The 13,330-nt window shown below is 42.5% G+C and carries 14 protein-coding genes; 12 read left to right on the top strand and 2 right to left on the bottom strand.

The features are described 5' to 3' along the window. The first annotated feature begins 2 nt into the window (after positions 1-2). The 10 genes from BM043_RS16095 (at position 3) to BM043_RS16050 (ending at position 9,132) form a co-directional block, all read left to right on the top strand. Complete coding sequence (locus BM043_RS16095; RefSeq protein ID WP_092793532.1) at positions 3-590, top strand: glutathione peroxidase; 588 nt, start codon at positions 3-5, stop codon at positions 588-590. A 10-nt stretch (positions 591-600) separates the two neighbouring features. Further along, a complete protein-coding gene (locus tag BM043_RS16090) occupies positions 601-1,515 on the top strand; it encodes a 1,4-dihydroxy-2-naphthoate polyprenyltransferase (protein ID WP_092793530.1) in 915 nt (304 codons plus the stop codon). Between the two features lie 71 nt (positions 1,516-1,586). Continuing rightward, a complete protein-coding gene (locus BM043_RS16085) occupies positions 1,587-2,441 on the top strand; it encodes a universal stress protein (RefSeq protein ID WP_092793528.1) in 855 nt (284 codons plus the stop codon). Positions 2,442-2,485: 44 nt separating this feature from the next. After that, the gene (locus tag BM043_RS16080) at positions 2,486-2,839 is read left to right on the top strand and encodes a translation initiation factor (protein ID WP_092793527.1); all 354 of its coding nucleotides are present in this window, start codon (positions 2,486-2,488) and stop codon (positions 2,837-2,839) included. A gap of 30 nt (positions 2,840-2,869) precedes the next feature. After that, positions 2,870-3,571: an SGNH/GDSL hydrolase family protein gene (locus tag BM043_RS16075; protein ID WP_092793525.1), complete on the top strand. Its 702-nt coding sequence runs from the start codon at positions 2,870-2,872 to the stop codon at positions 3,569-3,571. A gap of 265 nt (positions 3,572-3,836) precedes the next feature. After that, complete coding sequence (hisG, locus tag BM043_RS16070; protein ID WP_092793524.1) at positions 3,837-4,697, top strand: ATP phosphoribosyltransferase; 861 nt, start codon at positions 3,837-3,839, stop codon at positions 4,695-4,697. 14 nt (positions 4,698-4,711) lie between these two features. After that, positions 4,712-6,007, top strand: coding sequence for a histidinol dehydrogenase (gene hisD / locus BM043_RS16065; RefSeq protein ID WP_092793522.1), 1,296 nt, complete (start codon positions 4,712-4,714; stop codon positions 6,005-6,007). Continuing rightward, positions 6,004-7,068: a histidinol-phosphate transaminase gene (gene hisC / locus BM043_RS16060; RefSeq protein WP_092793521.1), complete on the top strand. Its 1,065-nt coding sequence runs from the start codon at positions 6,004-6,006 to the stop codon at positions 7,066-7,068. The genes hisD and hisC overlap by 4 nt, the downstream gene beginning before the upstream one ends. A gap of 91 nt (positions 7,069-7,159) precedes the next feature. Continuing rightward, the gene (hisB, locus tag BM043_RS16055; protein WP_092793519.1) at positions 7,160-8,257 is read left to right on the top strand and encodes a bifunctional histidinol-phosphatase/imidazoleglycerol-phosphate dehydratase HisB; all 1,098 of its coding nucleotides are present in this window, start codon (positions 7,160-7,162) and stop codon (positions 8,255-8,257) included. A gap of 77 nt (positions 8,258-8,334) precedes the next feature. After that, positions 8,335-9,132 carry a tetratricopeptide repeat protein gene (locus BM043_RS16050; RefSeq protein ID WP_092793518.1) on the top strand — a complete coding sequence of 266 codons (798 nt, stop codon included), beginning with the start codon at positions 8,335-8,337 and terminating at the stop codon, positions 9,130-9,132. On the opposite strand, the gene BM043_RS16045 is transcribed toward BM043_RS16050, so the two are convergent. Next, positions 9,133-10,011: an ATP-grasp domain-containing protein gene (locus BM043_RS16045; protein ID WP_092793516.1), complete on the bottom strand. Its 879-nt coding sequence runs from the start codon at positions 10,009-10,011 to the stop codon at positions 9,133-9,135. Positions 10,012-10,110: 99 nt separating this feature from the next. On the opposite strand from BM043_RS16045, the gene BM043_RS16040 reads away from it, so the two are divergent. Then, positions 10,111-10,884, top strand: a complete 774-nt coding sequence (locus BM043_RS16040) for a polyprenol monophosphomannose synthase (RefSeq protein WP_092793502.1) — start codon at positions 10,111-10,113, stop codon at positions 10,882-10,884. On the opposite strand, the gene BM043_RS16035 is transcribed toward BM043_RS16040, so the two are convergent. Continuing rightward, positions 10,841-12,055, bottom strand: coding sequence for an ABC transporter permease (locus tag BM043_RS16035; protein ID WP_092793500.1), 1,215 nt, complete (start codon positions 12,053-12,055; stop codon positions 10,841-10,843). The two genes, BM043_RS16040 and BM043_RS16035, sit on opposite strands and share 44 nt — an antisense overlap. Before the next feature lie 48 nt (positions 12,056-12,103). Here BM043_RS16035 and BM043_RS16030 point away from each other — a divergent pair, with 48 nt between their 5' ends. Then, complete coding sequence (locus tag BM043_RS16030; RefSeq protein ID WP_177188501.1) at positions 12,104-13,276, top strand: exo-beta-N-acetylmuramidase NamZ family protein; 1,173 nt, start codon at positions 12,104-12,106, stop codon at positions 13,274-13,276. Positions 13,277-13,330: the final 54 nt, after the last annotated feature.

The raw sequence follows: 13,330 nt of genomic DNA, 5'->3' as shown, positions 1-13,330 counted from the left end.
TTATGAAAAAACTACTCGCGATTTTATTATTTTCCACGTCAATAGCCTGCGGTAAAACACTGGAAAGGCCTGAAAAGCTAAATGCCGATTTTCTCAAACAGAACGAACAAATGATGGATAGTAAATTTTACGATTTTAAGCTAAAAGATATTGATGGCAAGGAGGTGGATTTCAGTCAGTTTAAAGGCAAAAAAGTACTCCTCGTCAATGTTGCATCAGAATGTGGTTTCACGCCACAATATGAAGCATTGCAGGAACTTCATGAAAACTATGGAGATAAAATCGCAATCTTAGCCTTCCCCGCCAACAATTTTGGTGGACAGGAACCCGGAAGTAATGAAGAAATCAAGGAGTTTTGTACCAGCAATTTCGGTGTGACATTTCCCGTATTTGAAAAAATCTCAGTCAAAGGGTTTGATAAGCACCCGCTTTATCGATGGCTTTCTGACGAAAAAGAAAACGGTTGGAATAATCAGGAACCCAGCTGGAATTTCTGCAAATATTACGTCAATGAAAATGGAGAATTAGAAAAATTTTTCCCTTCATCGGTCACTCCTTTAGATGAAGCTATACTTTCATTGATAAGTTAATAATCTTTGAATGTCAGTGACTAGTGAAATAAAAACTAAAAAAGAAGCCTGGCTGCATGCAGTCAGGCTTCGTACTTTGCCCCTAGCGCTAGCCAGTATTTTGGCAGGTTCATTTCTGGCTGCCTATGCCCAGAATTTCCGATGGGAGGTTTTATTCCTTGCTGCATTGACCACCACTTTTCTGCAGATTCTATCCAATCTATCCAACGATTATGGAGACTCCATCCACGGAGCGGATTCAGTTGATCGACAGGGACCGATTAGAGCAGTACAATCGGGACTGATCAGTCTGGCAGAAATGAGGAAGGCGATGATTTTATTTGGTCTTTTATCGCTCGTTTCAGGCTTGAGTTTACTTTATATTGCTTTCCAGGATTGGATCCTATTTCTGATATTTTTGGGTTTGGGGTTTTTAGCCATCTGGGCGGCGATCACTTACACTTCCGGCAAAAACCCTTACGGCTACGCCGGTTTGGGCGACATATCGGTTTTCGTCTTTTTTGGGCTACTGGGAGTTTCTGGGACCTATTTTCTTCACACAGGCACTTTTAATGAACAAAGTCTGCTAATGGCATCAGCCTTGGGATTTTTCAGCACCTCAGTTTTGAATATCAACAATATCCGGGATATCGAATCTGATCAAAAAGCTGGAAAAAAATCCATCCCGGTGCGGATCGGAAAAAAGAAAGCCATTACTTACAATTGGGCTTTGGTGGATTTGGGAAATATCAGCTTAATCATTTGGGCTATCCTAACTCAAAATTACTTTTCACTCCTGGCCTTGGCGGCTTTACCACTGATGGTTTTAGTAGGACTTGGGGTACAAAAAGCAGAATCTTCGAAATCTACCGATCCTTTTCTGAAAAAAATGGCACTCAGCACCTTACTTTGGGTTTTGCTTTTTGGATTGGGACTTCTTTTTTAATCATTCCCCCCAAAAATCTTTTTTGATCTAAAAAAACTGTTAATTTGGCATAAACAATAACCTTTTTGACCATGACCAAAATACTCGTACCATACGATTTCTCAGAACAAGCCCAATATGCATTGGACTTTAGCACTTCGCTAGCCGATCGCCTGGACAATGTGCATGTAGAAGTCCTTCATGTACTCGAAATCCCAGCGAATACCGGCTTTGGGACCATGGGTGGCGGTGAGATGCTACCAGAAATGGAAAATCAGATTTTTTTCGTGGAATTAATGAATCGACGAAAAAAGCAAATGGAAGAACTGGACTCAAAATTCAAAAACAGTTCCTTTAAGTTTTCTACCCATCTCAAAATGGGGAATGCTTTCAAAGGGATCCATGAGTCGATCAAGGAAGAGGAACCGGATCTCGTTGTCATGGGTTCTCAGGGATCTTCGGGCATTGAGGAGATTTTCGTAGGAAGCAATACGGAAAAAGTGGTCAGAAATGCCACCTGTCCGGTGGTCACCATCAAGCATCCTATTGACCCAAAAGTGATTAAGAAAATCGTGTTTGCCAGTGATTTTAGAGAAAATTCTGCGGAAGTGGCGGCGCGAGTGAAACGACTTCAGCATTTGTTTGATGCCGAGCTATACTTTGTCATCGTAAATACACCAGGAACCTTCGAAACCAGCAGAGAATCTCTTCAGCGCATCAAGTATTTCGCTAAGCAGTTCAGTTTTGAAAACGTACAGGCAGAAATATATAATTCACTATCCGAGGAAGGCGGAATCATCGAATTTGCCGAAGATATCAAAGCGGATATGATCGCCATGGCCACTCATGGCCGAACCGGATTCATGCACCTGATTACAGGTAGTATTGCTGAAGATGTCGTGAATCATGCCAAACGGCCTGTCTGGACCTTTAGAGCAAAAGAATAAACACCTAAGCCTGTCTAAACCGCAGGCTTTTTTTATTTTTGGGCATGGCAAAGCGAAATAACGACTGGAAAAAGAGAGACGGTGTAGTTTTCTCCACTAATGATAATTTTGAGTTTGATTACGATTCGGAAGAAAGTAGCCAAACGCTTCCTCCTGCCCAGCAAAATCTCAAAGTAATGCTGGATAAGAAAGCCAGAGCGGGAAAGCAAGTGACTTTGGTGGCGGGATTTTCGGGTACCGAGGAAGATTTGAAAGACCTGGGAAAAATGCTCAAAACCAAATGCGGAGTCGGCGGATCTGCCAAAGATGGAGAAATCCTGATTCAGGGAGATCATCGGGACAAAGTCCTGCAGGTTTTGCTTTCCGCAGGCTATAAAGCCAAAAAATCAGGAGGATAAATTTTACTCTGTTTTTCAAATGCAATTTAAATGAATTCCTATCGGCTTTTTCAACTTGGACTTTATCCGGTTTTGCCGATTTTGATCTGGCAGGCAAGGGCTGTCAAAAACCAATTCCCTATTCCAATCGCCCAAAGTGAAAAAATCGTATTGGGTACTGGTTCCCGCAGATATCTGATCTTGGGAGAATCCACAGCAGCTGGTGTAGGCGCATCATCAATCGATCAAACTATCGCAGGTCACTTTTTCACCGCCAAGGGAGAATCGACCCAAGTGATCAATTTTGGAAAAAACGGAATTCGAGTTGCTGAGTGTCTCGACCATTTCCAATCCGATTTAATAGAATTATCACCTGAAATCGTGGGGGTTTTACTGTTTTTTGGTGCAAATGACACCTTCAAACTCACTCACCCACATAAATACAGGAAGGATTTTCAGCAACTCATAGTGGATTTACAAAGTAGATTTAATCCCAAATGGATTTATCTGGCCGATATTCCTCCGGTTCATTTATTTCCGGCATTTCCTCCTTTCCTCAAAAAGAAACTCCGAATTCAAAGAGAATTTTTAACCCATGAAATGGAGCAACTGGCCAATCAAAACCCCATTCTTATTTTTCAAAAACTTCAACTGCACTTAAGTCCTTCCTTTTTTTGCGAAGATCAGATCCATCCATCAGATCAAGGATACAAGGCAATTGTGGATTTTGTTTTACAAAGTATTCGGGAGTAAAATCCTGCCAAATTTTATCATTTAAAAAACAGTTCCCTTTCTTGTCTGTTTAAAAGGGGTACGTATCTTTGTCCTAGAAATGATTCAATTCTTCCAACATATTGAAACTTTTAGCAGCCATCAGATCGCAGGTGGTATGCATCATTTCCATCATTCCCATTGAGGAATACTTTTATACCCCCACCCGGTGACGCTGATGACAGGGATTCGGCCTTTCACCACTAATTTATTACCACCATTTTATTTCTTAGTGTAACTTGCAGACATGGAAAAAATAATTCGCATTGCTGTCCAAAAAAGCGGCAGACTATCCGATGACTCACTCAGCCTGATCAAAGAATGTGGAATCAAATTCTACAATGGTACTGGCAAATTAAAATCGACTTCGACCAACTTCCCCATAGAGTTTTTATTCCTACGTGATGACGATATTCCCGGATATGTCGCTGATGGAGTCGCAGATTTGGGAATCGTCGGAGAAAATGAACTGGTCGAAAAAAACAAATCAGTCACCACGCTCAAAAAACTGGGCTTTTCCAAGTGTCGGCTTTCGCTGGCTATTCCTAAGGGTCAGGAATACAACGGAATTCAGTATTTTGAAGGGAAAAATATCGCTACCTCCTACCCAAAAATCCTCGGTGATTATCTGAAAGCCAAAAACATCAAGGCCGATATTCATGAAATCTCCGGTTCGGTCGAAATCGCTCCTTCCATCGGTTTGGCCGAAGGAATCTGCGACATCGTAAGCTCAGGCTCTACTCTTATGATGAATGGACTTAAAGAGGTGGAAGAGATTTTCAAATCCGAGGCCGTACTAATTGCCAACAATAACCTGGAGGGCTGGAAATCGGAGATTGTAGAAAAGCTCCTTTTCCGGATGAATGCAGTCCAAAAGGGAAAAAGCAACAAATATGTGCTCCTCAATGCGCCGAATGAATCCTTGGATAAAATTGTCAGCCTGATTCCGGGAATGCGGAGTCCTACTATCCTTCCATTGGCCCAAGAAGGTTGGTCATCCGTACACTCAGTGCTCAGTGAAGATCAATTTTGGGAAAATATCGAAGAACTCCGGGCCGCCGGAGCCGAGGGAATCCTAGTCGTACCGATCGAAAAAATGGTGATTTAACCTTTTGACTACCTATGAACATTCTTGTAAATCCTGCCCCTTCCTCTTGGAAAAAAGAACTGGCCAGACCAGTATTCAAAACCAAGGATATCAATAAAATCGTCAAGCCGATTCTCCGTAAAGTCAAACGAAACGGAGACAAGGCCTTGTATAAATTTGCGCACGAATACGATCATGTTGATCTTGACTCTCTTTTGGTTGGGGAGGAAGAAATCAAAGTTGCTACAGCGGCTTTGGACCCTATACTCCGTACAGCTATAGAAACTGCCAAAAAGAATATCGAACGGTTTCACCAAGCGCAATCCAGTCCTGAACTCGTCGAGGAGGTCATGCCTGGCGTAATTTGCAGGAGAAAAAACGTTCCTGTTCAGCGAGTGGGACTGTATATTCCAGGAGGAACCGCTCCCCTATTTAGTACCGTACTTATGCTGGGCATTCCTGCTAAAATCGCAGGTTGCCAAGAAATTGTACTCTGCACGCCGCCAAACCGGGAAGGTAAAGTTCATCCTGCCATCCTCTTTACCGCACAACTTATTGGCATCCACAAAATCGTCAAAGCCGGTGGGGCTCAAGCCATCGCGGCCTTGACGTTTGGGACTGAGTCGGTACCGCAAGTGGATAAAATCTTTGGTCCGGGAAATCAATTTGTCACCGCAGCCAAACAATTGGCCACAAAATATGGGGTAGCGATTGATATGCCTGCCGGACCATCTGAGGTTTTGGTTTATGCTGATGACTCCGCTATTCCTTCATTCGTGGCAGCGGATTTATTATCTCAGGCAGAGCATGGCGTAGATTCCCAAGTGGTTTTGGTTACTCATTCTGAAAAATTTGCCAAAAAGGTGCTCAAAGAAGTCAATAAGCAATTGGAAAACCTTTCCCGTAAAGATATCGCTAAAAAAGCACTGAATAATTCGGTAGCTGTCGTGCTCGAAACTCAACAGGATGCTCTTGCTTTGATCAACGATTATGCGCCTGAGCACTTGATCATTGCTGTGAAAAACGAAGAGGAAGTGGTAGCTGGCATCATAAACGCCGGTTCGGTTTTCATCGGAAATTATACCCCGGAATCGGCTGGAGATTATGCTTCGGGCACCAATCACACGCTTCCAACTTATGGCTATGCGCGAAATTACAGCGGTGTTTCGCTTGACTCTTTTGTCAAAAAAATCACCTATCAAAAGATCAGTGCAGAGGGACTTAAAAACTTGGGACCTACGGTAGAAATCATGGCAGAAAATGAATTACTCGACGCACATAAAAATGCGGTGACCATTCGACTCAATTACCTGAAAGAAAACAACTTATGAGTTTTGAGCTCAAGTCCCTTTTGCGGCCACACATTGCCAAAATCCAACCTTACACCTCAGCAAGGGATGAGTATAGTGGCAAGGAAGGCATATTTCTGGATGCCAATGAAAATCCCTATGGTTCGATTACTGAGCAGGATTTCAACCGCTATCCCGATCCCTATCAGCAGCAATTGAAAGCTGAGATTGCTAAAATCAAACAGGTCAAATCAGATCAGATTTTCTTGGGGAATGGATCGGATGAGGCCATCGATTTGCTGTTTCGGGCATTTTGTCGACCAGGAATTGACAATGTGATTCTTCTACCTCCGACCTATGGAATGTATGAGGTCAGCGCGGCGATCAATGATGTAGAAACCAGAAAAGTACCGCTCACCTCGGATTTTCAGTTGCAGACCGATCGGATTTTGGATCAAGTGGACTCCAACACCAAAATCATTTTCATCTGTAGCCCTAATAATCCAAGCGGGAATAAACTACTTCGAACGGAGATCCAGCGAATCATTCGAGAATTTAATGGGTTGGTCGTGGTGGACGAAGCCTACATCGACTTCAATGATGAACCTAGCTTTACTACTGAAATGGCTGAGTTTCCCAACTTACTCGTCATGCAGACTTTCTCCAAAGCCTGGGGACTTGCCTCACTCCGCCTGGGAATGGCCTTTGCCTCTCAAGAACTCATCCGGATCCTTAATTTGATCAAGCCGCCTTACAATATTTCGGGTTTGACTCAGGATACAGTTCTCAAGGCGATTCAAAATATTGGAAAAGTAAACCGGATGATTGCGGAGATTCTGGAGGAAAGAGCCTTTTTGGCAAAGGAACTAAAAGAATTGACCTTCGTTCAAAAAGTTTACCCCTCACAGGCTAATTTCCTTTTGATCAAAATTCCGAATGCAAATGAAGTATATAATGCACTGATTAACGCAAAAATCATTGTTCGCAACCGGTCTAAAGTGATTCTCTGTGAAGATTGTCTGCGAATTACGGTGGGTACCCGGTTTGAAAATGAGATGCTTTTGACCGCACTGAATAAAGTCTTTGCCGAAATCGAAAATTAAAAACTAAGAATTATTAGACTTACTTCGATATTTTCAAAAGAAATAAAGAAAAATAAGAGCAACTAAGGTGCTCCTAAATCATAAATTTTAAATGAAAAAGAAAGTATTATTTATAGATCGGGACGGAACCATCATCAAGGAACCGCCTACTGACTTTCAGGTGGATAGCTTAGAAAAGCTGGAATTTGTCCCCAAAGCGATTTCCAACCTTCGGAAAATTGCCGAGGAAACCGATTATGAGTTAGTTATGGTCACCAATCAAGATGGATTGGGAACGGATTCTTTTCCTGAAAAAGATTTTTGGCCGGCACAATACAAAATGCTTAAAACCCTAGAGCAGGAAAACGTCATATTCAAAGCGATTCATATTGACAAAAGCTTTGAGCATGAAAACCTACCAACCCGAAAACCACGAATTGGATTGCTTCAAAACTATTTCTCTGATGAGTATGATTTAGCTTCAAGCTATGTGATCGGTGATCGGTTGACTGATATTCAACTTGCGAAAAATCTGGGAGCCAAGGCGATTTTTATCGGTGAAAATCAGGATGATGCCGAGCTCTCCACCCAGGATTGGGATGAAATTTACCGCTTTTTGAAATTTCCGCCTCGAGTGGCTGAAGTCAAACGGACCACCTCGGAAACAGATATTTACATCAAACTCAATTTAGATGGCAGTGGCAAATGCAAGATTTCTACGGGTTTGCATTTCTTTGACCATATGCTCGAGCAGCTTGGAAAGCACGGTTCGACCGACTTGGAGATTCAAGTCAAGGGCGATCTTCAGATCGATGAGCATCATACGATCGAAGACACCGCATTAGCGTTGGGTGAAGCTTATCTGAAAGCTCTTGGGGATAAAAAGGGAATTTACCGCTATGGATTTTTGCTTCCCATGGATGATGTCTTAGCACAGGTTGCCATTGATTTTGGGGGAAGACCCTGGTGTGTATGGGATGCTAAATTCAATCGGGAAAAAATCGGGGAAATGCCCACGGAGATGTTTTATCATTTCTTCAAATCCTTCTCCGATACCGCCAAATGCAACCTGAATATTAAAGCAGAAGGTGAAAATGAGCACCATAAAATCGAAGCGATTTTCAAGGGATTGGCCCGTGCAATCAAAATGGCTGTCCAGAAAGATCCCAAAAATCTTGATCAATTGCCCTCGACCAAAGGGGTGCTTTGATTTTAAATTAGTTGTAAGGGATAGAAAATATTTCAAAAAATTATTTTCTATCCCTTTATTTTTTTGTTTATTTAAGCATGCTACGAAAAATTCATATACCAACTATTGTACTGATAACTTTTTGGCTTTGTTCCTGTCAGTCTACCTTAAATGAAGCCGAAAGCTTATTCAAAAATCAGGAATACGAGGAAGTTGTGTCCAAACTAAACAACTACCTTTTTTTCAATGTGACAGACCTTAAGGCGCTGCATCTCAGGGCGAGGTCTTATGAGGAATTGGACCGTATTCCGGAAGCAATCGCGGATTATGAGCGAATTATTGATCTGGATAGAGATTATGCCCAAGCTTTTGCAGGGATAGGAAAAATTTATTTTAATCAAAAAAACTATAAAGACGCAGAACTCGCCCTACTCAATGCAGCCAATAAAGATCCTGAGGATTATGAGATTTTATACCTTTTGGCAAGGACACTTTTGATCAATGAGAACTACAGATTGGCAGAAGAATTTTTTATGAAAGCCCGCGATATCAATCGAAAGGATCCCAAGCTGCATTTTTATCAGGGCATGGCCAGAGCCATGTTGGGAGATGTACTCGGCTGTGCGGCCTCCTTCAACTCCTATGTACAATACGAGCCTGACAATGTCGTGGGTCGGTACAATCGGGGTTTTGCGCTGATGCATGTAGGCTATCTCGAGTGGGCTCTGGAGGATTTTGAAGCGGTTTTGAAACAAAACCCCAATCATGTCGAAGCCTTAGCCAAAAAAGGGATTTGCCTAACCCAACTCGGGGATTCTCAAGGCTGCCGATTGATTCAGGAAGCAGCTAATAGAGGTTCGGATTATGCCCAAAGCCATTTGGATCTTTGCAGCTGATCAGAGCAAACGTTCCCTGAGTGCGGTGATGTAATTTGGGATAGCCTCGGGAGTCAAGGCGAGAAACAGATACGGTTCGATGAGTTCCAATTCCATTAAGTGAAATTCGCCATTGACTAGAACTCCATCTACGCGGGCATAAAGCGAATTGGGGGCAAATTCACGAATCAATCGCTTGGCAGATTCGAGCATTTCTGGATCAGGTTCTATGACCTTAATTGTACCACCGAAATAATGCTGAACTCTAAAATCGGCTTTAGCGGGCGTTTTTAAGACGGCATGCGAAAACACTCCGTTGAAAAATAGAAGCGAATACTCACCTACCTCAGCTACTTCGGCCACAAAAGGCTGTACCAAAAATGACTCATCTTCTAACAAAGGAGTCAATTTGGGAAGGAAATTATCCCAATCCGAAAGCGAAATTTTAAAGGTATTCTTAGCTCCACCACTGACCAAAGGCTTGACCACGACCATTTCCTGCTGGATTTGCTCTCGGATCGCCTCATTATTAGGCAGCTTGCCTTTTTCCAAAAGCATCCCTGAGATCACCGGGAATCCTTTTTCGGCGATTTCTAATAAATAAGATTTAGAGCTATTCCAGCGAATCGTATCCAGATCATTTAAGACCGGAATTCCCAAATCCTTGATTTTTTCTAGCCAGTTTAAAAACTCCGGATAATAATCAAAATAATCCCAGACCGATTTGATCAGTAGCGTCGAATACTGGGTCCAATCTGCTTGTGGATCTGACCAAGGAACGATTTCATTGGTAAAACCTAAATCGGTTAAAATCCCCGAAAGGATCTCATCTTCGTTGACGGTATTGGCGTCATAGGCTCCTGTGGAAAAATAACTGACGATCGCAATTTTGGTAGACATAGGGTGAATTTTGCCACAAATGTAGCTTTTAAGTAAAATTTGCAAGCACCATTCTTCAAAAACTCCCGCTATCTCTTACTTTTGGACTTTGTATTTAAAATGAAACACCGCAAACTCGTCATCATTCCGACCTACAACGAATGTGAAAACATCGCTGAAATGATCCATCAGGTCATGGACTTAAATGGCAATTTTGAGCTGTTGATTATCGATGATGGTTCTCCGGATGGAACCGCCGAAATTGTAAAAGGATTTCAGGATCAATTTCCAAATCGACTTCACCTGTTGGAGCGAGAGGGTAAGTTGGGATTAGGAACTGCTTATATTCTAGGCTTTCAATGGGCACTGGCAAACCGCTACGATTACATTTTTGAAATGGATGCGGATTTTTCTCATGATCCCAAGGACCTCAGCCGACTTTATGAGGCCTGCTCAGTGGATAGCTACGATATGGCAATTGGTTCCCGATACATCACGGGTGTCAATGTAGTCAACTGGCCTATCGGACGCGTCCTGATGTCTTATTTCGCCTCCGTTTATGTCAAATTCATCACGGGACTACCGATCAAAGATGCTACGGCAGGATTTAAATGTTATCATCGTTCCGTTTTGGAAGGGATTAGGCTAGAAAATATCCGATTCATCGGCTATGCTTTTCAGATCGAAATGAAATTTACCGCATGGAAACTCGGATTTAAAATCACAGAGGTGCCGATCATTTTTACAGACCGAACCAAAGGAACGTCAAAAATGAGCAAGGGAATTTTTAAGGAAGCTGTAATTGGAGTGATATGGATGAAAATCAAAAGTATTTTTTCGCCCTACAAACTCAATCAAAGCGAATCGATTGAATGGGATTCACCCGTGAAATAACCACCACAGGAATCCAAAGCACCATCGCAGTCAAAACAGCAATACCCAAATTCAACAGCACAAAAACAGGCCAATTCCAATCAATGGGTACATAACCCATGTAGTAGCTTTCCGCATCCAATGGAATCAAGCGAAACTGGTATTGTAAAAATCCAAGTCCCAAACCAATAGCGTTTCCGATCACCAATCCACGTCCCAAAATCCGCATGCCGTTCCAGAAGAAAATCCGACGGATTTGGGCATTTTTGGCGCCTAGTGCTTTAAGCAACCCAATCATCTGGGTACGCTCCATGATCAGGATAAACAGGATCGCTCCCATATTGAAGATTGCCACAAAACCGATTAAACTAATAAACACGTACACATTGGTATCCAACAACTTAAGCCAGTCAAAAATCTCCAAATATTTTTCTTGAGAGTTGATAAGTTTCAGGTCAAGATCCAGGATTTTTTCCATATCAAAACTCATTTCTTCGCTTGGATCCTGATTTACAAAAACCTCCAATCCTCCGATTTGGTCTGCTTTCCAGCCATTGAGATTTCGAATGGTTTGAAGTTCTCCGATGACAATTTTTTCATCAAAATTTTCCAAAAAAGTTTCATAAATCCCCACTACTTCCACACGACGGTATCGGGGCGGATCCTGTACAAAATAGAGAATAATCCGATCCCCCACATTCAGCTGCAATCGATTAGCGATGAATAGACTTAGCATAATTTCGTTGGAAGTACCCTCGTCAGGAATCTGAATCATCCGACCTTCGATTAGGTATTCCTGAAATGCCAAGGTATCAAAATCCTGCCCGACGCCTTTCATGAGCACGCCTTCGACTTCCTCATCTCCTTTGATCAGGGCGGCCTTATGCGCAAATGATTGGGTTTTTTCGACAAAATCCAATTCGTTTTTTTTCTCCGAAAACTCAGACTTCTGCGAAAATGGCAATTCTTCAAAAGCATTGCTCATGCTAAAGCGCTGAATCTGATAATGCCCCGTAAATCCATACACCCGATCGGAAACCGTTTTTTGGAAGCCTCCCAACACCATGAAAGACAACATAGATACGCCCAGTCCCAAAGCCAAACTTCCCACAGCTATGCGATGGATGGTTTTGGAGAAACCTCCGCTTCCTTTAAAACTGATTCTTTTGGCTATGAAATAGGAAAGGTTCAAGAGAGTGATTTAATTTGTCTAAACGCAGCGCAAAATACTATGAAGCATATGAAAAATACAGTTCTTTCCCACTTTTTGACAGGGGTTTTATTTTTAGCCGCATGGACTACCGCAATCGCTCAATCCCAAATTCTCACCGGAGCCGAGCAAGGTGACTTGTATTTGCCTATGCTTCAAGGTAAAAAAGTAGGTATTGTGGGCAATCAAACCTCAATTCTCCCCCAGTCGGATAATAAACATGTGGTGGATTTTTTGTTGGAAAAAGGAATTGAGATCAATAAGGTTTTTGTGCCGGAGCATGGATTCAGAGGCACCGCAGATGCCGGGGAAAAAGTGGACAATAGCGTGGATCAAAAAACAGGCTTACCGATCATTTCGCTTTATGGAAGTAACAAAAAGCCTTCTGCGAATCAAATTCAAGATCTCGATGTTATTATTTTTGACCTGCAGGATGTGGGAACCCGTTTTTTCACCTACATCAGCACGATGCATTATGTGATGGAGGCCTGCGCTGAGCAGGGCAAAAAGGTGATCATTTTTGATCGACCCAATCCCAACGGTAGCTATGTGGATGGCCCAATGCTAAAGCCCGGCTATGAATCTTTTGTGGGCATGCATCCCATTCCGGTTGTCCATGGCCTGACTGTAGGCGAGCTAGCCCAAATGATCAATGGAGAAAAATGGCTCAAAGGAGGAATTACCGCTGATTTGGAAGTTATTCCAGTGTCCAATTGGACTCGTGACCAAGCATATAGCCTTCCGATAAAGCCTTCTCCCAATTTACCGAGCGACCTGGCCATCAAACTGTATCCAAGCACCTGTTTCTTCGAAGGTACGGTGATATCGTTGGGCAGGGGAACATACGATCCCTTTCAGATGTATGGCTATCCCGATCCTAAATTTGGGGAGTTTACCTTTACGCCTGTGAGTATAGACGGCATGTCCAAGACTCCGCCCCATCAGGACAAATTGTGCTATGGTGTGGATCTTCGCGGAGAATCAATGGATCATCAGTTTACACTTAAGTACCTGTTAGACGCGTACCAAAAATCCGGGATGAAAGAGAAATTTTTCAATAATTTCTTCAATACATTGGCAGGAACCGACGAACTGAAAAAACAGATTTTAGCAGGAAAAACTGAGATAGAAATCCGAGAAAGCTGGAAAGCGGGTTTGGAGGAATATAAGCGGAAGCGGGAGAAGTATTTGATTTACGAGTGAGAGGGAAGACAGCTTAAACCGAGCTTTTGCATTGATTTTTGCTAGTTAATTCCT

Source organism: Algoriphagus hitonicola (assembly GCF_900113375.1).
Lineage (GTDB): Bacteria > Bacteroidota > Bacteroidia > Cytophagales > Cyclobacteriaceae > Algoriphagus > Algoriphagus hitonicola.
This window is presented reverse-complemented; position numbering and strand designations above follow the sequence as displayed.

Excerpts from the sequence above, each read along its gene's own strand:
- BM043_RS16095 (WP_092793532.1), top strand. The coding sequence starts at position 3 with ATGAAAAAACTACTCGCGATTTTATTATTTTCCACGTCAATAGCCTGC.
- BM043_RS16090 (WP_092793530.1), top strand. The coding sequence starts at position 601 with ATGTCAGTGACTAGTGAAATAAAAACTAAAAAAGAAGCCTGGCTGCAT.
- BM043_RS16085 (WP_092793528.1), top strand. The coding sequence starts at position 1,587 with ATGACCAAAATACTCGTACCATACGATTTCTCAGAACAAGCCCAATAT.
- BM043_RS16080 (WP_092793527.1), top strand. The coding sequence starts at position 2,486 with ATGGCAAAGCGAAATAACGACTGGAAAAAGAGAGACGGTGTAGTTTTC.
- BM043_RS16075 (WP_092793525.1), top strand. The coding sequence starts at position 2,870 with ATGAATTCCTATCGGCTTTTTCAACTTGGACTTTATCCGGTTTTGCCG.
- hisG (WP_092793524.1), top strand. The coding sequence starts at position 3,837 with ATGGAAAAAATAATTCGCATTGCTGTCCAAAAAAGCGGCAGACTATCC.
- hisD (WP_092793522.1), top strand. The coding sequence starts at position 4,712 with ATGAACATTCTTGTAAATCCTGCCCCTTCCTCTTGGAAAAAAGAACTG.
- hisC (WP_092793521.1), top strand. The coding sequence starts at position 6,004 with ATGAGTTTTGAGCTCAAGTCCCTTTTGCGGCCACACATTGCCAAAATC.
- hisB (WP_092793519.1), top strand. The coding sequence starts at position 7,160 with ATGAAAAAGAAAGTATTATTTATAGATCGGGACGGAACCATCATCAAG.
- BM043_RS16050 (WP_092793518.1), top strand. The coding sequence starts at position 8,335 with ATGCTACGAAAAATTCATATACCAACTATTGTACTGATAACTTTTTGG.
- BM043_RS16045 (WP_092793516.1), bottom strand. The coding sequence starts at position 10,011 with ATGTCTACCAAAATTGCGATCGTCAGTTATTTTTCCACAGGAGCCTAT.
- BM043_RS16040 (WP_092793502.1), top strand. The coding sequence starts at position 10,111 with ATGAAACACCGCAAACTCGTCATCATTCCGACCTACAACGAATGTGAA.
- BM043_RS16030 (WP_177188501.1), top strand. The coding sequence starts at position 12,104 with ATGAAAAATACAGTTCTTTCCCACTTTTTGACAGGGGTTTTATTTTTA.